Origin of the sequence: Pseudomonas fontis, assembly GCF_028656955.1 — a bacterium.
Lineage (GTDB): Bacteria > Pseudomonadota > Gammaproteobacteria > Pseudomonadales > Pseudomonadaceae > Aquipseudomonas > Aquipseudomonas fontis.
Genome location: NZ_JAMDGY010000026.1, coordinates 63,956 through 85,279 on the forward strand (window position 1 = coordinate 63,956; position 21,324 = coordinate 85,279).

Sequence of the window (21,324 nt, forward strand, 5' to 3'; positions counted from 1 at the left end):
GGGGGCAATGCCTGGAAAAGTTCGATGGCGTCGCACTTTCTCCACCCCGCGCAGTCGGAACCTACACACCTACTCACCCGCAAGGAGAGTCACCATGGCAACTAGCTCGCTACGCAAAGCCTCGCTGCAAAGCATGGAAGCGGAAATCGAAAGCCTGCTCAAATCCCTGGAAAGCCTGAAGGACGACGCCTCGGACGAATCGCGCAAAACCCTGAAGACGCTCAAGGGCAATGCCGAGAACGCCCTGCGCCACTCGCGCCACCTGCTCAGCGACGCCTACGAGGAAGTGAAAACCAAGACCCGCCAGACCGGCGTGGCCACCCGCGACTACGCCCAGGAACACCCCTGGACCACCGCAGGCGTAGCCGTCGGCGCATTGGGGCTGCTGGCGGCGTACCTGCTGTGCAAACGCGGCGACTAATCCGCCTGGCGGCCGAGCTCTGCGCGCAGCCACTGTGCCAGTTGTTCGGCACGGCCATCCGCAGCGCGGCGCGGCACCCATAGCGCCAGCGCGGCCTGGGTCTGGCAGAAGCCCCACGGCGCTGCCAGGCGCCCGGCACGCAAGTCATCAGCCACCAGCGGTTGCGGCGCAATCGCTACGCCCAGGCCGGCGACCGCCGCTTCCAGCAAATAATACAAATGCTCGAAACCCTGCCCGTAGTGCAGCGATTGCGCGGCGATGCCTTGTTGGCGCGCCCAATCGGGCCAGGCTTGTGGGCGCGAAGTGGTCTGCAACAGCGCCTCGCCGGCCAGGGCACTGGCCGGCGCGTTGCGCAACCGCTCGAACCCGGCGAAATGCGGACTGAGCACCGGGCCGATGCACTCCTGCGCCAGCACATGCACCTGCATGTCTGCCGGCCACGGTGGCTCGGCGAATACCAGCAAGGCATCCAGGCCCGGTCGACGCGGGTCCAGATCGCCTTCACCCGCCGACAGGTGCAGGCGCAACGCCGGCAGTTCCGCATTCAAGCGCCCCAGTCGCGGGATGAACCAGCGTGCCAGCAAACTCCCGGAACAGCCGAGCACGAACGGCGCGTCGGCGCTGTCCTGGCTCAACTCGGCGCACACCGTGCGCAGACGCTCGAACGCCTCGCTGCTGACATCACGTAGGCGGGTGCCGGCATCTGTGAGTTTAAGGCCACGCCCGTCCTTGACGAACAAGGCCAGCCCCAGGTGCTCCTCAAGCACCTTCAACTGCCGGCTCACCGCACCGTGGGTCACGTGCAGCTGTTCGGCAGCCTGACTGACGCTGTTCAGCCGGGCGGTGGCTTCAAAAGCCCGCAGGGCATTGAGGGGTGGCAGTTCCCTGGACATATGACGTGTGAGTTTTCCTGACAGGTTGTGGCGATCTTATCGGTTTTCACCGAGGCGTGTCGTGGTTAGAGTAGAACCATTGTCAGCCCATACCACGCCCTGGAGCGACCCATGACCCAGACCAACCTTCGCAGCGGCCCCGACGCCAACGGCCTGTTTGGCGCATTTGGCGGCCGTTACGTGGCAGAAACCCTGATGCCGCTGGTACTCGACCTGGCCCGCGAATACGAAGCGGCCAAGGCCGACCCGGAATTTCTCGAGCAGCTGGCCTACTTCCAGCGCGATTACATTGGCCGGCCAAACCCGCTGTACTTCGCCGAGCGCCTGACCGAGCACTGCGGTGGCGCGAAGATCTTCTTCAAGCGTGAAGAGCTCAACCACACTGGCGCGCACAAGGTGAACAACTGCATCGGCCAGGTGCTGCTGGCCAAGCGCATGGGCAAGAAACGCCTGATCGCCGAAACCGGCGCCGGCATGCACGGCGTGGCCACCGCCACCGTGGCCGCACGTTTCGGCCTGCCTTGCGTGATCTACATGGGCGCCACCGACATCGAGCGCCAGCAGGCCAACGTGTTCCGCATGAAGTTGCTGGGCGCTGAAATCGTCCCGGTCACTGCCGGCACCGGCACCCTCAAGGACGCCATGAACGAAGCGTTGCGCGACTGGGTAACCAACGTCGACGACACCTTCTACCTGATCGGCACCGTGGCCGGCCCGCACCCTTACCCGGCGATGGTGCGCGACTTCCAGTCGATCATCGGCAAGGAAACCCGCGAGCAGCTGTTCGCCAAGGAAGGGCGCCTGCCCGACAGCCTGGTCGCCTGCGTCGGCGGCGGCTCCAACGCCATGGGCCTGTTTCATGATTTCCTCGATGACCAGAGCGTACAGATCATCGGCGTCGAAGCCGGTGGCCATGGCGTCGACACCGACAAGCACGCGGCCAGCCTGAACGGCGGCGTACCAGGTGTGTTGCACGGCAACCGCACCTACCTGCTGCAGGACGAGGACGGCCAGATCACCGACGCCCACTCGATTTCCGCCGGCCTGGACTATCCCGGCATCGGCCCGGAACACGCCTGGTTGCACGAGATCAAGCGCGTCGACTACGTCAGCATCACCGACGACGAAGCGTTGGCGGCGTTCCATACCACCTGCCGCCTGGAAGGCATCATCCCGGCGCTGGAAACCTCCCACGCCCTGGCCGAAGCCATCAAGCGCGCACCGACCCTGCCCAAGGATCACCTGATGGTGGTGTGCCTGTCCGGGCGTGGCGACAAAGACATGCAAACCGTAATGAGCCATATGGCCGCGCAGGAGAAGCAGGCATGAGCCGTCTTGAACACCGTTTCGCCGAGCTGAAGGCCGAAGGCCGCGCGGCGCTGGTTACCTTCGTCACTGCTGGCGACCCGGGCTACGACGCCTCGCTGGCGATCCTCAAGGGCTTGCCGGCGGCTGGCGCCGACGTGATCGAGCTGGGCATGCCGTTCACCGACCCGATGGCCGATGGCGTGGCCATCCAGCTGGCGACCCTGCGGGCGCTGGAAGCCGGGCAGACCCTGGCGAAAACCCTGCAGATGGTGCGCGAGTTCCGGGTCGGCAACCAGACCACGCCAATCGTGTTGATGGGCTACTACAACCCGATCCATCGCTTTGGCGTCGAGGCGTTCGTGGCCCAGGCCAAGGACGCCGGGGTGGACGGCCTGATCATCGTCGACCTGCCGCCGGAGCACGACGCCGAGCTGGCGGCGCCAGCGCAGGCGGCGGGCATCGACTTCATTCGCCTGACCACGCCGACCACCGATGATGTGCGTCTGCCACGGGTGCTGGAGCGCAGTTCAGGCTTTGTGTACTACGTCTCGGTAGCGGGTGTGACCGGTGCCGGTTCGGCGACCACCGAGCATGTCAGCGAAGCGATTGCGCGGCTGCGTCGGCATACCGATCTGCCGGTGAGTGTCGGTTTCGGCATTCGCACCCCTGAGCAGGCGGCGGCGATTGCGCGGCTGGCTGAGGGCGTGGTGGTCGGCTCGGCGCTGGTCGACAAGATCGCCCAAGCGAAGAGTGAAGAGCAAGCCGTGGGCGATGTGCTCGCGCTGTGCTCGGCACTCGCCGAGGGTGTTCGCGGGGCGCGCAAGGCCTAACCCCTGCATATGTGTATTCCTGTGGGAGCCGGCCTTGCCGGCGATGAGGCCGTCACAACGTCTCTAGGGTCCATGCTGGCCCCATCGCCGGCAAGGCCGGCTCCCACAGGTCAGGTTTGACAGTAATCGAATGGGTCTACTCGAACATCGACAGCTTCAACGGCCGCACCGCCCCCATCCAGATCGCGAAATCCCGGTGGTCCGCCAGTTCATCCCCGGTCAGCGGGTGCAGGAACACCACCAGGCCGCGCCGGAACAGCGCCAGCCACGGCAACACCACCCCGATGACCTCCGGCCCGAACGCCAACTGGCAGCTCCAGTCCGGGTGCGGCCCCACCGGTTTCTGGTGCATGCGCCCCATGGTCACCGGAAACAGCTGCGCCGCCTCCTCACACAATTGCCGCGCCTGCTCCATGGTCGACGCATCGTAATAGACGTGGGCGTGGTAGCCCTTGATCCTCTGCACACTCACTCCTGAATTCAACGCTGTTCACCCGCACGACTATAACGCCGCTTGCGGCTTGCCGCTCGCTCCCGCACCCTGACCAGGCAACCTCCAACCCAGAGAGCGCCCATGGCCTGGCCTGATCGCCACCGACTGCTGCCTTTCCTTGCCTGGCTGCCCCGGCAGACGCCGGCCAGCGTGCGCCGCGACCTGCTGGTCGGGCTGAGCGGGGCCATCCTCGCCCTGCCGCAATCCATCGCCTACGCATTGATCGCCGGGCTGCCCGCCGAATACGGGCTGTACGCGGCCATCGTGCCGGTGCTGATCGCTTGCCTGTGGGGCTCGTCGTGGCACCTGATCTGTGGGCCGACGGCAGCCATCTCCATTGTGCTGTATGCCAGCGTCAGCCCGATGGCGGTTACCGGCAGCGACGACTACATCACCCTGATCCTGCTGCTGACCTTCATCGCCGGGGTCTTCCAGTGGCTGCTGGGCATGCTGCGCTTTGGCGCGCTGGTAAACTTCGTTTCGCACTCGGTGGTGCTCGGCTTCACCCTCGGCGCCGCCGTGGTGATTGCCCTGGGGCAGTTGCCGAACCTGATGGGGCTGGACCTGGACAGCCAGGCCACGGCACTGAAAACCCTGCAAAGCCTGCTCGAACACGCCGGTGAAGTGGACCTGCCGTCGTTGCTGCTGGGGCTGGGCACCTTACTGGTGGGCTTGGCGATCAAGCTGCTGTTGCCGCGCTGGCCAGCCCTGTTGATAAGTCTGGCAGTGGCCAGCGCGTTGGCGTGGCTGCTGCCATCGGTGTTTGGTCACGTAGCGCGGGTACCGGCATTTGTCGGCCAGTTGCCGCCACTGAGCCCGCTGCCGCTGCTGGACCTGGAACTGATCCTCAAGCTGCTGCCCAGTGCGGTGGCGGTGGGCATGCTGGGGCTGGTCACCAGCCTGTCGATTGCCCGCTCGCTGTCGATCCGTTCGGAACAGTTGATCGACGCCAACCAGGAAATCCGCGCCCAGGGCCTGTCGAACATCGCCGGGGCGTTCTGCTCGGGGTACCTGTCTTCAGGGTCGTTCACCCGCTCGGGGCTGAGTTATGACGCGGGTGCGCGCTCGCCCTTGGCCGGGGTGTTCTCGGCGCTGTGGGTGACCTTGTTTGCGCTGGCCGGGGCCCGCCTGATTGCGCATATCCCGATTGCGGCGATGGCCGGGAGCATTCTGTTGATTTGCTGGGGGCTGGTGGACCATCGGGCGATACGGGCGCTGCTGCGGGTCAGTCGGCCGGAGTTCCTGGTGATGAGCCTGACCTTTGTCGCCACTTTGCTGCTGGAGTTGCAGACGGCGATCTATGCCGGGGTGCTGGCGTCGCTGTTCTTCTACCTCAAGCGCACGTCGCAGCCGCGCGTGCAGCAATCGCGGGAGGGCGAGGCGGATGTGCTGCGGGTGTATGGCTCGATCTTCTTTGGCGCCAGCCACTATTTGCAGGTGCGCCTGCAACGCTGCCAGGCGCAGGAAGTGGTGATCGATGCGCGGCAGATCAACTTCATCGACTATTCAGGGGTGGAGATGCTGCACCAGGAAGCGCGTCGCTTGCGCCGCCAGGACCGCAGCCTGACCTTGCGCCGGGCGCGGCCGCAGGTGGTGGAGGAGTTGTACAAGCTGGAAGGGCCGGGGGAGTGTCCGATCCGGTTTGAGGAATGAGTTGTCTGTACCGGCCCCGCGATGGGGCCCCGAGGCTTAGCCCCGCGCCAACTGCCGACGAAGTTCATCCAGCACCGGCCGCGTATCCGGCCGCACCCCGCGCCAGACAAAGAAGGCTTCCGCCGCCTGCTCCGCCAACATGCCCAAGCCATCCAGCACCTGCGCCGCACCGTGCTCGGTGGCCCAACGGCAAAACGGCGTCGGCTCCTTGCCATACATCATGTCGTAGCAGACCGTGACACCCGGCTGGATCAGGCTCGCCGAAATCGGCGGCAACTCACCGGCCAGGCTCGCCGACGTCGCATTGATGATCAAGTCCACCGGCTCCTCGAGCCAGCTGAACCCGCTGGCCGCCACCGGCCCCAGGTCGGCGAACTCGCGCGCCAGTTGCTCGGCCTTCTCCACGGTACGGTTGGCGATCACCAGGGATGCCGGCCGATGCGCCAGAATCGGCTCCAGCACCCCACGCACCGCACCACCGGCACCCAGCAGCAAAATGCGCTTGCCGGCCAGTTCGACCCCGGCATTCACCGTCAGGTCGCGCACCAGCCCGGCACCGTCGGTGTTGTCGCCTTGCAGGCCACCATCCGCCAGTTTGCTCAGGGTATTCACCGCCCCGGCACGCTTTGCGCGCGGGGTAAGGCTGTCGACCAGGCGATAGGCCTCTTCCTTGAACGGTACCGTGACGTTGGCGCCCAGGCCCTGCTTGAAGAAGCCCAGGGCACACGGAGTGAAATCGTCCAGCGGCGCCAGCAGGGTGTCGTATTCCAGCTGCTGGCCGGTCTGCGCGGCGAACAGGCGATGGATCAACGGCGACTTGCTGTGGCCGATCGGGTTGCCGAATACAACGTACTGGTCCATTCACGCACTTCCTGAAGTCGAGTTATCCACAAGGGATCAGTTGCCAGCCTGTTCCAGGCCCAGCCAGTCACGGTCTTGCAGGAAGTAATCGGTCAGGCGCGCTTCTTCACTGCCAGGCTCGGCCTTCCAATCGTACCCCCAACGCACCTGTGGTGGCAGCGACATGAGGATCGACTCGGTGCGCCCGCCCGATTGCAGGCCGAACAGCGTGCCACGGTCGTACACCAGGTTGAATTCAACATAGCGGCCACGGCGGAACTCCTGGAATTCACGCTGCTTGGCGCTGTAGGCCTCGGCCTTGCGGCGTTGCACAATCGGCAGGTAGGCCTCGATATAGGCATCGCCGATAGCGCGCATGAAAGCGAAGCAGGTGTCGAAGTCCCATTCGTTCAGGTCGTCGAAGAACAGGCCGCCGATGCCACGCGGCTCGCCACGGTGCTTGAGGTGGAAGTAGCGGTCGCACCAGGCCTTGTAGCGCGGGTACACGTCGGCACCGAACGGTGCACAGGCGCGCTCGGCCACGCGGTGCCAGTGGATGCAGTCTTCTTCGTTGGCGTAGTACGGGGTCAGGTCGAAGCCGCCGCCGAACCACCAGACCGCCTCTTCACCTTCCTTCTCGGCGATGAAGAAACGCACGTTGGCGTGGGAGGTCGGCACATGCGGGTTGTGCGGGTGGATCACCAGCGACACGCCCAGGGCTTCGAAACCACGCCCGGCCAGCTCTGGCCGGTGGGCGCTGGCCGACGGCGGCAGGCCGGTGCCGAAGACGTGGGAGAAATTCACCCCGCCTTTCTCGATGACCTGGCCATCGCCAATCACCCGCGTGCGCCCCCCACCACCGGCTTCGCGCGTCCAGGCGTCCTCGACGAAACGGGCGGCGCCGTCTTCGCGTTCCAGGGCGGCGCAAATGCGGTCTTGCAGGTCGAGCAGGTAGGCTTTAACGGCTTCGGTGCGGCTAGTCATCAGTTCACCTTGAAACGGGCTAAGGCCGGGCCAGGCGGGGGCCGGCTACAAATTCGGCGCGTAGCATACCACCGGGGGCGGGGGCCCCGCAGTTGACGGCGATCAAGCAAAGGCGTCCGATAGGGCTTTTCCACCGAACGTGACAGGAGTGTGCAGATGGCCAAGCGTATCCAGTTCAGCCAGCCAGGCGGCCCCGAGGTGCTTCAACTGGTCGACTTCGAACCCGCCGCACCGGGCCCGCAGCAAGTGCGCGTGCGCAACCGGGCGATTGGTCTGAATTTCATCGACACCTATTTTCGCAGCGGGCTGTACCCGGCACCGTCACTGCCGTCAGGCCTGGGCACCGAAGGGGCCGGGGATGTCGAAGCGCTGGGCGAGGGCGTCACGCACCTGAAAGTCGGCGATCGCGTGGCCTATGGCGGCGGCCCGCTGGGGGCGTACAGCGAGGTGCATGTGCTGCCGGCGGCCAACCTGGTGAAGCTGCCCGACAGCATCAGCTACCAACAGGCCGCGGCGGTGATGCTCAAGGGTTTGACCGTGCAATACCTGCTGCGCCAGACGTATGCAGTGAAGGCCGGGGATATCATTTTGTTCCATGCGGCGGCCGGGGGTGTCGGCTCGCTGGCCTGCCAATGGGCCAAGGCGCTCGGGGCGAAGTTGATCGGCACCGTCAGCTCGCCGGAAAAGGCCGAGCGGGCCAAAAAGCTGGGCGCCTGGGCGACCATCGACTACAGCCATGAAGACGTGGCCCAGCGGGTGCTGGAACTGACCGACGGCAAGAAATGCCCGGTGGTGTACGACGGCGTGGGGCAGGACACCTGGCTCACCTCGCTCGATTGCCTGGCGCCGCGTGGCCTGATGGTCAGCTTCGGCAATGCTTCGGGGGCGGTGACCGGGGTGAACCTGGGGATTCTTGCGCAGAAGGGTTCGCTGTATGTCACCCGACCGACCTTGGCGAGTTATGCGAACAACGCGCAGAACACCCAGGCGATGGCCGATGAACTGTTTGCGATGATCGCCAGCGGCAAGCTGACTGTGGATATCCAGCAAACTTATCCACTGGGTGAAGCGGCCAAGGCGCAGATCGAGCTGTCGGCACGGCGGACAGTGGGGTCTACGGTGCTGATACCTTGAAATAGAGGGCAATACCCCTGTGGGAGCCGGCCTTGCCGGCGATGCTTTGCGGGTGCTTTGCACCCGATCGCTGGCAAGCCCAGCTCCCACAGAGTTTTGTGCAAGGCCGTTGGCTTGCACAAAAGCCAGCAAGATATCGCTGTTTTTACCCCGCCCGCACCACCTCACCCGTGGCCAGGTTGCGAATCACGCTCGGATGCTTCCTGCCACCCAGCGCGCCACCCAGCACCACATCCAGCTGCCCGCGGAAATACTGCTCCACGCGCAGACGGGTCTTGGCCGCCGGCCGGCCCTGGGGGTTGGCCGAGGTCGAAATCAACGGCCCCACCAACGCACACAAGTCGCGCACCACCGGGTGATCACTGACCCGCAGCGCCACCGTGTCATGCACCCCGGTCACCCATTCCGGCAACAGGTTCTGGTGCGGCACCAACCAGGTGTTGGGCCCAGGCCAGGTGCTGGCCATGCGGTCCATCCAGGTTTGCGGAAAGTCTTCGAACAAAAAGTCGAACTGGCGGATATTGTCGGCAATCAGGATCAGCCCCTTATCCACAGAGCGTGACTTGATTGCCAGCAAGCGGTCGACCGCCTCTTCGTTCCACGGGTCACAGCCCAGGCCCCAGACCGCCTCGGTCGGATAGGCAATCACCGCACCTGCCCGAATCTCGCGTGCGGCTTGTTGCACACGCCAACTGCTCACCATTGCTGTCACTCCGCGTATTAAGGCTGCTGGTGAGCAGTGTACTTAGCCCGGCCGGGCAAACCAACGCCCAGCTTCATTGCACACGCGCCCGTCGAGCTCCAGCTCGGTCAGGCTTGCCAGCACCTGGGACAACGGCTGCCCGCTGGAGCGTGCCAAGCCCTCGCTGGTCTGCGGCGCCGCCAGCAACAGCGCCAGCAGGGGGTGCGCCGGTGCACAGGCGGTGGCAGGCGCCAGATTCTGCCAGCCACGCAGGCTTTCGAGGATCTGTTCGATGTTCTCCACCAGCAGCGCACCATCGCGAATCAGCTGATGACAGCCCTTGGCCCCCGGATGATGAATGGACCCGGGGATCGCATACACCTCGCGCCCTTGCTCGGCCGCCAGCCGCGCGGTAATCAGCGAACCACTGGCCAGGCTCGCCTCAACCACCAGTACGCCCAGCGACAAGCCACTGATGATGCGGTTGCGCCGGGGAAAGTTGGCGGCCACCGGCCCGGCATCCAATGGAAACTCCGAGATCACCGCGCTGCCTTGCGCCGCCATGGCACTCGCGAGGGCGCGATGGCGCTGTGGATAAAGTTTTTCCAAGCCCGTGCCGAGCACGCCAATCGTCTGCCCACCCGCCGCCAATGCCGCCTGGTGCGCCGCCCCATCCACCCCCAGCGCCAGGCCACTGGTGATGACGAATCCGGCCTGGGCGAGGGTGCGGGCAAACGCTGCGGCGGTGTCCAGGGCCGGACGTGAAGCACGACGGCTACCTACGATCGCCAACTGTGGTTTTTCCAAAAGCGCCGGATTTCCGGCGATGAAAAGCAGCGGTGGGGCATCATTCAATTCAGCCAACAATGCTGGGTAGGCGGGCTCGTCCCACATCAGCAAATGCTGGTCGGGGCGCTCTAGCCAGGCCATTGCAGCGGCTGCGCCATCGCGCACCAGCGGGCTTCGGCGCGCCTCGGCGCTGCTCGCCGACAGGCCCAGCGCGCGCCACGCCGAGGCCGGCGCGCTAAGCGCCGCCGAGGCACTGCCGAAGGCCTGGAGCAGTGTAAGAAATCGTCGTGGGCCGATGTCGGGCAAACGATGCAGGCGCAAACGCGCTTCGAGCTCGGCCGGTGAACAGGCCGAAGAGAGCTGGGCTGACATAGGATCATCCTTGATCGCAAAACCGTTACCCCAGCGCAACAACCTGTGGATAACTCTGTTGATAATACTTTGACAACCTGTCCATGAAATGCGGCCGTCAACTACCCTTGAAACCCTAGCCAACCTTTTGGCAGGTGCCGAATGCGCCGAATCCCTTTATTATGTGCATTCATGTTTGTTACTCATCGCACAGTGCAGCTCATACGCTTATGGCCATTTTGAACATCCTCGAATTCCCCGACGCGCGCCTGCGCACCCTCGCCAAACCGGTGACGGACGTGGACGACTCGATTCGTCAGTTGATCGACGACATGTTTGAAACCATGTACGAGGCCCCTGGCATTGGCCTCGCGGCCACGCAGGTCAACGTGCACCAGCGTGTCGTGGTCATGGACCTGAGCGAAGACCGCAGTGAACCGCGGGTCTTCATCAACCCGGAACTGGAGCCCCTCACCGAGGACATGGACCAGTACCAGGAAGGCTGCCTGTCGGTGCCCGGCTTCTACGAGAACGTCGACCGCCCGGTACGGGTCAAGGTCAAGGCACTGGACCGCGACGGCAAGCCCTACGAGCTGATCGCCGAAGGCCTGCTGGCGGTGTGCATCCAGCACGAGTGCGACCACCTCAACGGCAAGCTGTTCGTCGATTACCTGTCCACGCTCAAACGCGACCGGATCAAGAAGAAGCTGGAAAAGCAGCACCGCCAGCAAGCGTGATCCCCTCATCCAGAAAGGCTTGCCCCGGCAAGCCTTTTTCTTTTTAAGCGAGAACTCCATGCGCATCGTCTTCGCGGGCACCCCCGAGTTTGCCGCCGAACACCTCAAGGCCCTGCTGGCCAGCCCTTATGAAATCGTCGCGGTGTACACCCAACCGGACCGTCCGGCCGGACGTGGCCAGAAGCTGATGCCCAGCCCGGTCAAGCAACTGGCGCTGGAACACGCCATCCCGGTGCTGCAACCGCCGACGCTGCGCAATGCCGACGCACAAGCCGAACTGGCCGCGCTCAAGCCGGACCTGATGGTGGTAGTCGCCTACGGGCTGATCCTGCCACAGGCGGTGCTGGATATCCCGCGCCTGGGCTGCATCAACAGCCACGCCTCGCTGCTGCCACGCTGGCGTGGTGCCGCGCCGATCCAGCGCGCAGTGCAAGCGGGCGACGCCGAGAGCGGCGTGACCGTGATGCGCATGGAAGCCGGCCTGGATACCGGGCCGATGCTGCTCAAGGTCTGCACCCCGATCAGCGCCAGCGACACCGGTGGCAGCCTGCATGATCGTTTGGCCGAAATGGGCCCGCCTGCGGTGCTCGAAGCCATCGCCGGCCTGGCCGCCGGCACCCTGCACGGGGAGGTGCAGGACGACGCCCTGGCCACCTACGCGCACAAGCTGAACAAGGACGAAGCACGCATCGACTGGGCACGCCCGGCGGTCGAGCTGGAGCGCCTGGTGCGCGCCTTCAACCCGTGGCCGATCTGCCACAGCACGCTCAATGGCGAAGCCCTGAAAGTGCTGGCCGCGACCTTGGCCGACGGCCAGGGTGCGCCGGGCGAAATTCTTTCTGCCAGCAAGGACGGCCTGATCGTCGCCTGCGGTGAACAGGCCCTGTGCCTGACCCGCCTGCAACTGCCGGGTGGCAAGGCGCTGAACTTCAGCGACCTGTTCAACAGCCGTCGCGAGAAATTCGCCACCGGCACGGTGCTTGGCCAATGAACCCGCGTCTGGCCGCTGCCCGTGCCCTTGCCGCTGTGCTCAGCGGCAAGGCTTCGCTGAACAGTTCACTGCCGACCCAGCTGGACAAGGTCGAGGCCCGCGACCGTGGCCTCACCCAGGACCTGGCATTCGGCACCGCGCGCTGGCAGCCTCGGCTGTCGGCGCTGGCCGAACGCCTGCTGCAAAAGCCGTTCAAGGCCGCCGATGCCGATGTCCAGGCGCTGATGCTGGTCGGCCTGTATCAGCTGCTGTACACGCGCATCCCGGCCCACGCCGCCATCGGCGAAACGGTTGGCTGCGCCGACAAGCTGAAAAAGCCCTGGGCCAAGGCCCTGCTCAACGCCGTGCTGCGTCGGGCCCAGCGCGAGAGCGAGGAGATCTTTGCCGAGCTGGAACGCGACCCGGTGGTGCGCACCGCGCACCCGCGCTGGCTGCAAAAATCGCTGAAGGCGTTCTGGCCTGAGCAGTGGGAAGCCATCTGCGCCGCCAACAACGCCCACCCGCCGATGATCCTGCGGGTCAACCGCCGCCATCACAGCCGTGATGCCTATCTCGGCCTGCTGGCCGAGGCGGGTATCCAGGCCCAGCCGTGCACCTTCAGTCGCGACGGCATCGTCCTTGCCGAACCTTGCGACGTACGCGGCCTGCCCGGTTTCGAGCAGGGCTGGATCAGCGTGCAGGACGAAGCCGCGCAACTGGCTGCCGACCTGCTCGAACTGGCCCCCGGCCAACGCGTGCTGGACGCCTGCTGCGCGCCAGGCGGCAAGACCTGCCACCTGCTGGAAGCCGAAGCCGGCCTGGGCAGCGTGGTGGCCATCGACCTGGAAGCCAAGCGCCTGACCCGTGTGCGCGAGAACCTCGACCGCCTGGGCCTGGACGCCGAACTGATCGCCTGCGATGCCCGCGACACCGCCACCTGGTGGAACGGCAAAGGTTTCCAGCGCATCCTGCTCGACGCGCCGTGTTCGGCCACCGGGGTGATCCGCCGGCACCCGGACATCAAGCTGACTCGCCAACCCGACGACATCGCCGCACTCGCCAGCCTGCAAGGCGAGCTGCTCGACGCCCTGTGGCCGACCCTGGAAGTGGGCGGCATGCTGCTCTACGCCACCTGTTCGACGCTGCCGACCGAGAACACCGAAGTGATCGAAGCCTTCCTCGCCCGCACCCCTGGCGCGCGCGAACTGGACCTCGCGACCCAGGCCGGCATCCGCCAGCCACATGGCCGCCAGCTGCTGGCCCAGGAAGGCGGGCACGACGGTTTCTACTACGCCAAGCTGATCAAGATTGCCGCCGCGCGCGGCCAACAATAACAACGGAAGGAACAGCGGATGAAAATCATCATCCTCGGCGCAGGGCAGGTCGGCGGCACACTGGCCGAGCACCTGGCCAGTGAAGCCAACGACATCACCGTGGTCGACACCGATGGCGACCGCCTGCGCGACCTCGGCGACCGCCTGGACATCCGCACCGTCCAGGGCCGCGCCTCGTTCCCGACCGTGTTGCGCCAGGCCGGTGCCGACGACGCCGACATGCTGGTGGCGGTGACCAACAGTGACGAGACCAACATGGTCGCCTGCCAGGTCGCCTACACCCTGTTCCACACCCCGACCAAAATCGCCCGCGTGCGCGAAGCGGCCTACCTGACCCGCGCCGGGCTGTTCGACAACGATGCCATCCCGGTCGACGTGCTGATCAGCCCCGAGCAGGTGGTGACCAACTACATCAAGCGCCTGATCGAGCATCCGGGCGCCTTGCAGGTAATCGACTTCGCCGAGGGCAAGGCCCAGCTGGTGGCGGTGAAGGCCTATTACGGCGGCCCGCTGGTTGGCCAGCAGTTGCGCCAGATCCGCGAGCACATGCCCAACGTCGATACCCGCGTGGCCGCGATCTTCCGCCGCGACCGGCCGATCCTGCCCCAGGGCGACACGGTGATCGAAGCTGACGACGAAGTGTTCTTCATTGCCGCCAAGGCCAACATCCGCGCGGTGATGGGCGAGATGCGCCGGTTGGATGAAACCAACAAGCGCATCGTCATCGCCGGTGGCGGGCAGATCGGCGAGCGCCTGGCCGAGGCCATTGAAAGCCGCTACCAGGTGAAGATCATCGAGATGAACCCGGCACGCTGTCGCTACCTCTCCGACACCCTGGACAGCACCGTGGTGCTGCAGGGCAGTGCTTCGGACCGTGACCTGATGCTCGAAGAGAACATCGCCGAGGCGGACATCTTCCTGGCCCTGACCAACGATGACGAAGCCAACATCATGTCCTCGCTGCTGGCCAAGCGCCTGGGCGCGCGCAAGGTGATGACCATCATCAACAACCCGGCCTATGTCGACCTGGTGCAGGGCGGCGAGATCGACATCGCCATCAGCCCGCAGCTGGCGACCATTGGCACCTTGCTGGCGCACGTACGCCGTGGCGATATCGTCAGCGTGCACTCGCTGCGCCGTGGCGCGGCGGAGGCCATCGAGGCAGTGGCCCATGGTGACTCGAAGTCGAGCAAGGTGATTGGCCGGGCCATCGAAGACATCGCCCTGCCGCCGGGCACGACCATCGGTGCGATCATCCGCGCCGAGGAAGTGTTGATTGCCCACGACGACACGGTGATCGAGGCAGGCGACCATGTGATTCTCTTCGTTGTGGATAAAAAGCAGATCCGTGACGTCGAGAAGCTGTTCCATGTAGGGTTGAGCTTCTTCTAAGAGGACGAGTCATGCGCGAATCGCTGGAGAGGATGCTGGCCAAGGGTGTGGATAACTCGCTGTTGCGCTTCGGCCTGGGCAAGGCCTGGCTGGATGAGGGCAACGGTGGCGAGGCGGCGGTGCATTTGCGCCGTTGTGTCGAGTTCGACCCGAAGTATTCGGCGGCGTGGAAACTGCTGGGCAAGGCGCATCAGTTGCAGGGCGACAAGGCGGCGGCGCGGCTGGCCTGGGAGCAGGGGCTGGAAGCGGCCAGGGCGCATGGCGACAAGCAGGCCGAGAAAGAGATGACGGTGTTTCTGAAGAAGTTGGATAAAGCCGTGCAGTGAAGCCATCGCCGGCAAGGCCGGCTCCCACAGTGGCCAGGGTGGATGCTCTACCCTGTGGGAGCCGGCCTTGCCGGCGATGAGGCCCTCAGTACCAGCGCTCTTCGCCCGCCGGACGCTTCTTGAAGCGCTTCATGCTCCACATGTACTGGCTCGGGTACTCGCGCACATAACGCTCGACCACCTGGCTCATGGCCGCCGCCGAGGTCTCGGTATCTTCGCTGTACATCGCCTCAGGCGCTGCCTCCAGGATCACCTTGAAACCGGAACCATCCGGCAGCCGCAGCGCATGCAGGAACACCCCCACCGCTTTACCGCCCGACAGCATGTTCGGCACGAACTTGCTGGTCAGTGCCTTGGTGGCAAAGAACGGCACGAAGATCCCCGCCGACTCCGCAGGCTCCGGGTCGGCCGGAATTCCCACCTGGCCACCCCGGCGCACTTCCTTGATGATGCTCAGGATGCCTTCCTTGGTCGACGCCGCCACGCGGTTGCCCAGTTGCACCCGCTGCTCGCGGAGCAAATCATCCACCGCCTTCAACTTGGGCGGACGGTAGAAAATGATCGGTTTGCACTGGCTGCAATAGAAGTGGTTGAGCACTTCCCAGTTGCCCAGGTGGCTGGTGATCCCGACCACGCCCTTGCCAGAGGCCAGCGCCTCCTTGAGCACGTCCAGGCCTTCGACCTCGCGCACCAGGTCGAGCGAGCGCTGCGCCGGCCAGATCCAGGCGCAGGCGCTTTCGGTGAACGACTTGCCGATGTCCATCAGCGTGCGCCCCACCAACTGCTCGCGCGCCGCCGGGTCCATCTCGGGGAAACACTTGGCCAGGTTGATCCGTACCACCTCGCGGGAGCTGTTCGGCAGCTTCCACATCAGCCAGCCAATCGCCGCGCCAACACGCTGGACTGCGCCCCACGGCAGCTTGGCAAACAATCGCAACGCCCCGACCATCAAGGCGCCCTTGAACTTATCCACAGGCTGATTCCTCTTTCTGCAAGCCGGCTATTGTAACCATCAGCGCAGCAATGCGGCGTACCGATCACAATCGGTGGTGTGGTCCATGACCATGCCGGTGGCCTGCATGAAGGCGTAGCAGATGGTCGGCCCGACAAACGTGAAGCCGGTTTTGCGCAGGGCCTTGCTCATGGCTTCGGCTTCAGCCGTCACCGCCGGCACCTCGCTGCGCCCGATAAAATGATTGATCTTCGGCTGCCCGCCAACGAACGACCACAGCCATTGCCCCGGCTGCTCCAGCGCCAGCCAGGCCCGCGCATTGCGCCGCGCGGCGTTGAGCTTGAGACGGTTGCGAATGATGCCGGGGTCGAGCATGCGCTCCTCGATCTCCTCGTCAGTCATCTCGGCCAGGCGCTGCGGGTCGAAGCCGAACAGCACTTCACGGTAACGCTCACGCTTTTTCAGCACGGTGATCCACGACAGCCCGGCCTGGAAGCCTTCGAGCAGCAGCATTTCGAACAGCTGCTGCGGGTCGCGCTGCGGCGTGCCCCATTCCTGGTCGTGGTAAGCCTGGTACAACGGATCGTCGGTACACCAAAAGCAACGTGGCATAAGGCTCCAAGGGTAGAGGCTCAGGCGAATCGGGTTATACTCCCGCTCTTTATATTCGCAGCCCTAGAAACAGGTGAATTTCGTGAGCCAGCCTACGCCAGCCGTGCGTACCTTCCAAGACTTGATCCTCGCCCTGCAGAACTACTGGGCCGAGCAAGGTTGCGTGGTACTTCAGCCCTACGATATGGAAGTAGGCGCCGGCACTTTCCATACCGCCACGTTCCTGCGCGCCATCGGCCCGGAAAACTGGAACGCCGCCTACGTGCAACCGAGCCGTCGCCCGGCTGACGGTCGCTATGGCGAAAACCCGAACCGCCTGCAGCACTACTACCAGTTCCAGGTGGTGCTCAAGCCGAACCCGGCGAACTTCCAGGAACTGTACCTGGGCTCGCTGAAGGCCATCGGCCTCGATCCGCTGGTGCACGACGTGCGCTTCGTCGAAGACAACTGGGAATCGCCGACCCTCGGCGCCTGGGGCCTGGGCTGGGAAATCTGGCTCAATGGCATGGAAGTCACCCAGTTCACCTACTTCCAGCAAGTAGGCGGCATCGAATGCATGCCGGTTACCGGTGAAATCACCTACGGCCTCGAGCGCCTGGCCATGTACCTGCAAGGCGTGGACTCGGTCTACGACCTGGTCTGGACCGATGGCCCGTTCGGCGTGGTGACCTACGGCGACGTGTTCCACCAGAACGAAGTGGAGCAGTCGACCTACAACTTCGAACACGCCAACGTCGAGAAGCTGTTCGAACTGTTCGACTTCTACGAAAGCGAAGCGAACCGCCTGATCGAGCTGGAACTGCCGCTGCCGACCTATGAAATGGTCCTGAAGGCCTCGCACACCTTCAACCTGCTCGACGCCCGTCGCGCCATCTCGGTAACCGCGCGCCAGCAATACATCCTGCGTGTACGGACCCTGGCCCGGGCCGTTGCGCAAAGCTACCTGATGGCCCGCGCCAAGCTGGGCTTCCCGATGGCGACCCCTGAACTGCGTGATGAAGTATTGGCCAAGCTGGAGGCTGCACAATGAGTGCTCAAGATTTCCTGGTTGAACTGGGCACCGAAGAACTGCCGCCAAAAGCCCTGGGCGCCCTGGGCGATGCCTTCCTCGCCGGTATCGAGAAAGGCCTGCAGGCCGCTGGCCTGAACTACACCGCCAAGCAGGTCTATGCCGCGCCGCGTCGCCTGGCCGTGCTGATCAGCCAGCTCGACACCCAGCAGCCAGACCGCAGCATCAACGTTGACGGCCCACCCCGCCAGGCGGCATTCGACGCCGAAGGCAATCCGACCCAAGCGGCCCTTGGCTTCGCCAAGAAGTGCGGCGTAGAGCTGTCGGAAATCGACCAGAGCGGCCCGAAGCTGCGTTTCTCCCAGCACATCCCGGGCAAGGCCACCGCCAGCCTGCTGCCGACCATCGTCGAAGACTCGCTGAACGACCTGCCGATCCCCAAACGCATGCGTTGGGGTGCACGCAAGGAAGAGTTCGTACGGCCAACCCAGTGGCTGGTCATGCTGCTCGGTGACACCGTCGTCGACTGCACCATCCTTGCCCAGAAAGCCGGTCGCGACTCGCGTGGCCACCGCTTCCACCACCCAGAAGACGTGCGCATCAGCGCCCCGGCGAACTACCTCGAAGACCTGCGCAAAGCCTACGTGCTGGCCGATTTCGCCGAGCGTCGCGAGATCATCAGCAAGCGTACCGCCGAGCTGGCCATGCAGCAGGAAGGCACTGCCATCGTGCCGCCGGCGCTGCTCGATGAAGTGACCGCGCTGGTCGAGTGGCCAGTGCCGCTGGTGTGCTCGTTCGAGGAGCGTTTCCTTGAAGTGCCGCAGGAAGCCCTGATCACCACCATGCAGGACAACCAGAAGTACTTCTGCCTGCTGGACGTCGACGGCAAGCTACTGCCGCGCTTCATCACCGTGGCCAACATCGAGAGCCGCGACCCGAAACAGATCGTCGAAGGCAACGAGAAGGTCGTGCGCCCGCGCCTGACCGACGCCGAGTTCTTCTTCAAGCAAGACAAGAAGCAGCCGCTGGAAAGCTTCAACGAACGCCTCAAGAACGTGGTGTTCCAGGCCCAGCTGGGCAGCGTCTACGACAAGGCCGAGCGCGTGGCCAAGCTGGCCGCGTTCATCGCCCAGCGCATTGGCGGCGACGCCCCGCGCGCAGCCCGCGCCGGCCTGCTGTCCAAGTGCGACCTGGCCACCGAGATGGTCGGCGAGTTCCCTGAAATGCAGGGTGTTGCCGGTTACTACTACGCGCTCAACGATGGCGAGCCGCAAGACGTCGCCCTGGCCCTGAACGAGCAGTACATGCCGCGCGGTGCTGGCGCCGAGCTGCCGTCGACCCTGACCGGTGCGGCCGTGGCCATTGCCGACAAGCTCGACACCCTGGTCGGCATCTTCGGTATCGGCATGCTGCCAACCGGCAGCAAAGACCCCTACGCCCTGCGTCGCGCGGCCCTGGGCGTGCTGCGTATCCTGATCGAGAAGCAGCTGGACCTGAACCTGAATGACGCCGTGGAATTTGCCGTGGCCCAGTTCGGTTCCCAGGTCAAAGCCGCAGGCCTGGCCGACCAGGTGCAGGAATTCGTCTTTGACCGCCTGCGTGCGCGTTATGAAGACGAAGGTATCGACGTTGCCACCTACCTGTCGGTGCGTGCACTGAAGCCGGGCTCTGCCCTGGACTTCGACCAGCGCGTACAGGCCGTTCAGGCCTTCCGCCAACTGCCGGAAGCGGCGGCCCTGGCCGCAGTGAACAAGCGCGTGTCGAACCTGCTGAGCAAAGCTGAAGGCGCCATCGCTGCCAACGTCGAGCCGAAGTACTTCGACAATGCCAACGAGTTCTCGCTGTACTCGGCCATCCAGCAAGCCGACCAGGCCGTGCAGCCAATGGCTGCCGCGCGTCAGTACAGCGAAACGCTGGCACGCCTGGCGGCCCTGCGCGAACCGGTCGACGCGTTCTTCGAGGCGGTGATGGTCAACGCCGAAGACGCCAACGTGCGAGCCAACCGCTATGCCTTGCTCAGCCGCCTGCGCGGTCTGTTCCTGGGCGTTGCCGACATCTCGCTGCTGGGGTAAGCCTTGAAACTGCTGATTCTCGATCGTGACGGAGTGATCAACCAGGACTCCGACGCCTACATCAAGTCGCTGGAGGAGTGGATCCCCATTCCGGGCTCGATCGAGGCGATCGCGCAGTTGAGCAAAGCCGGCTGGACGGTGGCCATCGCCACCAACCAGTCCGGCATCGCGCGCGGCTATTACAGCCTGGCCACCCTCGACGCCATGCACGCGCGCTTGCGCGAGCTGGTCGCCGAGCAGGGCGGTGAGGTGGGCCTGGTGGTGTATTGCCCGCATGGCCCGGATGAAGGCTGCGCTTGCCGCAAGCCGAAACCGGGCATGTTGCGCAGCATTGGCGAACATTATGCGGCCGATCTGGTCGGTATATGGTTCGTCGGTGACAGCAAGGGTGACCTGGAAGCCGCCAAAGCCGTCGATGCACAACCCGTTCTGGTAAAAACCGGCAAGGGGCAAACGACCCTGAGCAAGGGGCTGCCGGAAGGTACCCTGGTGTTCGAGGACCTGGCTGCTGTCGCCAGGGCACTTATCCACAATCATCAGGACGCCTGAAGACTCTCCAGGTGCCCTGTATATAGGCGGGCGAGCCCGCAACGGTACATGCCGCTATGTCGATCCTGCAGGCGATCAGAATCTTTCTTTTTTACCTGCTGCTGGGTACCAGCGCGTTGCTCTGGTGCACCCTGAGCTTTTTCATTGCGCCGTTTTTGTCGTTCCGCGCCCGTTATCGCTTCATCAACGTCTACTGGTGCCGTTTCGCACTGGTGCTGGTGCGCGTGTTCCTGAATATCAAGGTCAAGGTCAGCGGGGCGGAGAATATCCCCAAGCAACCCTGCGTGATCCTGTCCAACCACCAAAGCACCTGGGAAACCTTCTTCCTGTCTGCCTATTTCCAGCCCTTGAGCCAGGTGCTCAAGCGCGAACTGCTGTACGTGCCGTTCTTCGGCTGGGCGATGGCCATGCTGCGGCCTATCGGTATTGACCGTGACAACCCGAAAGCCGCGCTCAAGCAAGTCGCCAGCAAGGGCGATCGCCTGCTCAAGGACGGTGTCTGGGTACTGATTTTCCCGGAAGGCACCCGTGTGCCGTTCGGGCAGATCGGCAAGTTCTCGCGCAGTGGCGCAGCCTTGGCGGTCAACGCCGAGCTGCCGCTGCTGCCGATTGCGCACAACGCCGGCAAGTACTGGCCGAAAGAAGGCTGGGCCAAGCGTGCGGGCACCATCGAGGTGGTCATCGGTGCGCCGATGTACGCAGAAGGCACTGGCCCACGCGCCATCGCCGAGCTGAACGAGCGCGCCGCTGCCTGGAACGAGCAGACCCAGCGCGACCTCGGTTCGCTGCCGGCGCCAGCCCCGAATGCCTCGCAACCGGTCACCTGACCGATCTGTGGATAACGTGTGTACAGTATTTGGATTTTTCACAGAAAAACTCGCTAAGTTATTAATTTAGCTACTTATTTCTCTGTATGGCTGTTTTCGAAAAATCGTGCATAAGTTTTTTGCGCAATAAAAAAACCGGCTTTTACGCCGGTTTTTTTGTGCCCGT

General features: G+C 64.4%; 22 protein-coding genes. 14 read left to right on the plus strand and 8 right to left on the minus strand.

The annotated features are described in order from the left end of the window. Positions 1 to 94: 94 nt before the first annotated feature. Positions 95 to 421, plus strand: coding sequence for an ElaB/YgaM/YqjD family protein (locus tag M5G11_RS11530; protein ID WP_273912947.1), 327 nt, complete (start codon positions 95 to 97; stop codon positions 419 to 421). Here the strand turns inward: M5G11_RS11530 and M5G11_RS11535 are convergent. After that, positions 418 to 1,314 (minus strand): LysR family transcriptional regulator, encoded by an 897-nt coding sequence (locus tag M5G11_RS11535; protein ID WP_273912946.1) that lies wholly within the window; start codon positions 1,312 to 1,314, stop codon positions 418 to 420. The two genes, M5G11_RS11530 and M5G11_RS11535, sit on opposite strands and share 4 nt — an antisense overlap. Before the next feature lie 111 nt (positions 1,315 to 1,425). On the opposite strand from M5G11_RS11535, the gene trpB reads away from it, so the two are divergent. Both trpB and trpA read left to right on the plus strand, forming a co-directional pair. Beyond that, on the plus strand, positions 1,426 to 2,643 hold the full coding sequence (trpB, locus tag M5G11_RS11540; RefSeq protein WP_273912945.1) for a tryptophan synthase subunit beta: 1,218 nt from the start codon (positions 1,426 to 1,428) through the stop codon (positions 2,641 to 2,643). Further along, positions 2,640 to 3,452, plus strand: coding sequence for a tryptophan synthase subunit alpha (gene trpA, locus M5G11_RS11545; RefSeq protein WP_273912944.1), 813 nt, complete (start codon positions 2,640 to 2,642; stop codon positions 3,450 to 3,452). The genes trpB and trpA overlap by 4 nt, the downstream gene beginning before the upstream one ends. A 136-nt stretch (positions 3,453 to 3,588) precedes the next feature. Here trpA and M5G11_RS11550 read toward each other — a convergent pair whose 3' ends face one another. Next, on the minus strand, positions 3,589 to 3,918 hold the full coding sequence (locus tag M5G11_RS11550) for a DOPA 4,5-dioxygenase family protein (protein WP_273912943.1): 330 nt from the start codon (positions 3,916 to 3,918) through the stop codon (positions 3,589 to 3,591). Between the two features lie 108 nt (positions 3,919 to 4,026). On the opposite strand from M5G11_RS11550, the gene M5G11_RS11555 reads away from it, so the two are divergent. Further along, positions 4,027 to 5,598 (plus strand): SulP family inorganic anion transporter, encoded by a 1,572-nt coding sequence (locus M5G11_RS11555; RefSeq protein ID WP_273912942.1) that lies wholly within the window; start codon positions 4,027 to 4,029, stop codon positions 5,596 to 5,598. 36 nt (positions 5,599 to 5,634) lie between these two features. Here the strand turns inward: M5G11_RS11555 and aroE are convergent, their stop codons facing one another. Both aroE and hemF read right to left on the minus strand, forming a co-directional pair. Continuing rightward, positions 5,635 to 6,459 (minus strand): shikimate dehydrogenase, encoded by an 825-nt coding sequence (gene aroE / locus M5G11_RS11560; protein WP_273912941.1) that lies wholly within the window; start codon positions 6,457 to 6,459, stop codon positions 5,635 to 5,637. A 36-nt stretch (positions 6,460 to 6,495) separates the two neighbouring features. Beyond that, a complete protein-coding gene (hemF, locus tag M5G11_RS11565) occupies positions 6,496 to 7,422 on the minus strand; it encodes an oxygen-dependent coproporphyrinogen oxidase (RefSeq protein WP_273912940.1) in 927 nt (308 codons plus the stop codon). A gap of 156 nt (positions 7,423 to 7,578) precedes the next feature. Between hemF and M5G11_RS11570 the strand changes: the two genes are divergently transcribed. After that, positions 7,579 to 8,556, plus strand: coding sequence for an NADPH:quinone reductase (locus M5G11_RS11570; RefSeq protein ID WP_273912939.1), 978 nt, complete (start codon positions 7,579 to 7,581; stop codon positions 8,554 to 8,556). A 145-nt stretch (positions 8,557 to 8,701) separates the two neighbouring features. On the opposite strand, the gene tsaC is transcribed toward M5G11_RS11570, so the two are convergent. Continuing rightward, the gene (gene tsaC, locus M5G11_RS11575) at positions 8,702 to 9,259 is read right to left on the minus strand and encodes an L-threonylcarbamoyladenylate synthase type 1 TsaC (RefSeq protein WP_273912938.1); all 558 of its coding nucleotides are present in this window, start codon (positions 9,257 to 9,259) and stop codon (positions 8,702 to 8,704) included. 42 nt (positions 9,260 to 9,301) lie between these two features. Next, entirely contained in the window at positions 9,302 to 10,399 is a 1,098-nt protein-coding gene (gene dprA / locus M5G11_RS11580) for a DNA-processing protein DprA (protein WP_273912937.1), read from the minus strand. A gap of 209 nt (positions 10,400 to 10,608) precedes the next feature. On the opposite strand from dprA, the gene def reads away from it, so the two are divergent. From def to M5G11_RS11605, 5 genes are read left to right on the plus strand one after another with little or no spacing between them, the layout of a single operon-like run. After that, positions 10,609 to 11,115 carry a peptide deformylase gene (def, locus tag M5G11_RS11585; protein ID WP_273912936.1) on the plus strand — a complete coding sequence of 169 codons (507 nt, stop codon included), beginning with the start codon at positions 10,609 to 10,611 and terminating at the stop codon, positions 11,113 to 11,115. Positions 11,116 to 11,173: 58 nt separating this feature from the next. After that, positions 11,174 to 12,106 (plus strand): methionyl-tRNA formyltransferase, encoded by a 933-nt coding sequence (gene fmt / locus M5G11_RS11590; RefSeq protein WP_273912935.1) that lies wholly within the window; start codon positions 11,174 to 11,176, stop codon positions 12,104 to 12,106. Further along, a complete protein-coding gene (gene rsmB, locus M5G11_RS11595; protein WP_273912934.1) occupies positions 12,103 to 13,419 on the plus strand; it encodes a 16S rRNA (cytosine(967)-C(5))-methyltransferase RsmB in 1,317 nt (438 codons plus the stop codon). Before fmt ends, rsmB begins: the two co-directional genes overlap by 4 nt. A gap of 18 nt (positions 13,420 to 13,437) precedes the next feature. Then, positions 13,438 to 14,811 carry a Trk system potassium transporter TrkA gene (trkA, locus tag M5G11_RS11600; RefSeq protein ID WP_273912933.1) on the plus strand — a complete coding sequence of 458 codons (1,374 nt, stop codon included), beginning with the start codon at positions 13,438 to 13,440 and terminating at the stop codon, positions 14,809 to 14,811. A gap of 11 nt (positions 14,812 to 14,822) precedes the next feature. Then, a complete protein-coding gene (locus M5G11_RS11605) occupies positions 14,823 to 15,137 on the plus strand; it encodes a hypothetical protein (RefSeq protein WP_273912932.1) in 315 nt (104 codons plus the stop codon). An 85-nt stretch (positions 15,138 to 15,222) separates the two neighbouring features. Here M5G11_RS11605 and M5G11_RS11610 read toward each other — a convergent pair whose 3' ends face one another. Both M5G11_RS11610 and M5G11_RS11615 read right to left on the minus strand, forming a co-directional pair. After that, a complete protein-coding gene (locus M5G11_RS11610) occupies positions 15,223 to 16,110 on the minus strand; it encodes a lysophospholipid acyltransferase (RefSeq protein WP_273912931.1) in 888 nt (295 codons plus the stop codon). A gap of 39 nt (positions 16,111 to 16,149) precedes the next feature. Continuing rightward, positions 16,150 to 16,701, minus strand: coding sequence for a DNA-3-methyladenine glycosylase I (locus tag M5G11_RS11615; RefSeq protein WP_273912930.1), 552 nt, complete (start codon positions 16,699 to 16,701; stop codon positions 16,150 to 16,152). A gap of 82 nt (positions 16,702 to 16,783) precedes the next feature. On the opposite strand from M5G11_RS11615, the gene glyQ reads away from it, so the two are divergent. The 4 genes from glyQ to M5G11_RS11635 are packed head-to-tail and all read left to right on the plus strand — an operon-like array spanning position 16,784 to position 21,158. Then, the gene (gene glyQ, locus M5G11_RS11620) at positions 16,784 to 17,731 is read left to right on the plus strand and encodes a glycine--tRNA ligase subunit alpha (protein WP_273912929.1); all 948 of its coding nucleotides are present in this window, start codon (positions 16,784 to 16,786) and stop codon (positions 17,729 to 17,731) included. Next, entirely contained in the window at positions 17,728 to 19,782 is a 2,055-nt protein-coding gene (glyS, locus tag M5G11_RS11625; RefSeq protein WP_273912928.1) for a glycine--tRNA ligase subunit beta, read from the plus strand. Before glyQ ends, glyS begins: the two co-directional genes overlap by 4 nt. A gap of 3 nt (positions 19,783 to 19,785) precedes the next feature. After that, positions 19,786 to 20,331, plus strand: a complete 546-nt coding sequence (gene gmhB / locus M5G11_RS11630; protein WP_273912927.1) for a D-glycero-beta-D-manno-heptose 1,7-bisphosphate 7-phosphatase — start codon at positions 19,786 to 19,788, stop codon at positions 20,329 to 20,331. Between the two features lie 56 nt (positions 20,332 to 20,387). Beyond that, positions 20,388 to 21,158, plus strand: coding sequence for a lysophospholipid acyltransferase family protein (locus M5G11_RS11635; RefSeq protein WP_273912925.1), 771 nt, complete (start codon positions 20,388 to 20,390; stop codon positions 21,156 to 21,158). The last annotated feature ends 166 nt before the right edge of the window (positions 21,159 to 21,324 follow it).

Excerpts from the sequence above, each read along its gene's own strand:
- dprA (WP_273912937.1), bottom strand. The coding sequence starts at position 10,399 with ATGTCAGCCCAGCTCTCTTCGGCCTGTTCACCGGCCGAGCTCGAAGCG.
- tsaC (WP_273912938.1), bottom strand. The coding sequence starts at position 9,259 with ATGGTGAGCAGTTGGCGTGTGCAACAAGCCGCACGCGAGATTCGGGCA.
- M5G11_RS11635 (WP_273912925.1), top strand. The coding sequence starts at position 20,388 with ATGTCGATCCTGCAGGCGATCAGAATCTTTCTTTTTTACCTGCTGCTG.
- M5G11_RS11555 (WP_273912942.1), top strand. The coding sequence starts at position 4,027 with ATGGCCTGGCCTGATCGCCACCGACTGCTGCCTTTCCTTGCCTGGCTG.
- M5G11_RS11605 (WP_273912932.1), top strand. The coding sequence starts at position 14,823 with ATGCGCGAATCGCTGGAGAGGATGCTGGCCAAGGGTGTGGATAACTCG.
- glyS (WP_273912928.1), top strand. The coding sequence starts at position 17,728 with ATGAGTGCTCAAGATTTCCTGGTTGAACTGGGCACCGAAGAACTGCCG.
- hemF (WP_273912940.1), bottom strand. The coding sequence starts at position 7,422 with ATGACTAGCCGCACCGAAGCCGTTAAAGCCTACCTGCTCGACCTGCAA.
- M5G11_RS11535 (WP_273912946.1), bottom strand. The coding sequence starts at position 1,314 with ATGTCCAGGGAACTGCCACCCCTCAATGCCCTGCGGGCTTTTGAAGCC.
- trpB (WP_273912945.1), top strand. The coding sequence starts at position 1,426 with ATGACCCAGACCAACCTTCGCAGCGGCCCCGACGCCAACGGCCTGTTT.
- M5G11_RS11615 (WP_273912930.1), bottom strand. The coding sequence starts at position 16,701 with ATGCCACGTTGCTTTTGGTGTACCGACGATCCGTTGTACCAGGCTTAC.
- aroE (WP_273912941.1), bottom strand. The coding sequence starts at position 6,459 with ATGGACCAGTACGTTGTATTCGGCAACCCGATCGGCCACAGCAAGTCG.
- fmt (WP_273912935.1), top strand. The coding sequence starts at position 11,174 with ATGCGCATCGTCTTCGCGGGCACCCCCGAGTTTGCCGCCGAACACCTC.
- trkA (WP_273912933.1), top strand. The coding sequence starts at position 13,438 with ATGAAAATCATCATCCTCGGCGCAGGGCAGGTCGGCGGCACACTGGCC.
- M5G11_RS11570 (WP_273912939.1), top strand. The coding sequence starts at position 7,579 with ATGGCCAAGCGTATCCAGTTCAGCCAGCCAGGCGGCCCCGAGGTGCTT.
- M5G11_RS11530 (WP_273912947.1), top strand. The coding sequence starts at position 95 with ATGGCAACTAGCTCGCTACGCAAAGCCTCGCTGCAAAGCATGGAAGCG.
- rsmB (WP_273912934.1), top strand. The coding sequence starts at position 12,103 with ATGAACCCGCGTCTGGCCGCTGCCCGTGCCCTTGCCGCTGTGCTCAGC.
- def (WP_273912936.1), top strand. The coding sequence starts at position 10,609 with ATGGCCATTTTGAACATCCTCGAATTCCCCGACGCGCGCCTGCGCACC.
- trpA (WP_273912944.1), top strand. The coding sequence starts at position 2,640 with ATGAGCCGTCTTGAACACCGTTTCGCCGAGCTGAAGGCCGAAGGCCGC.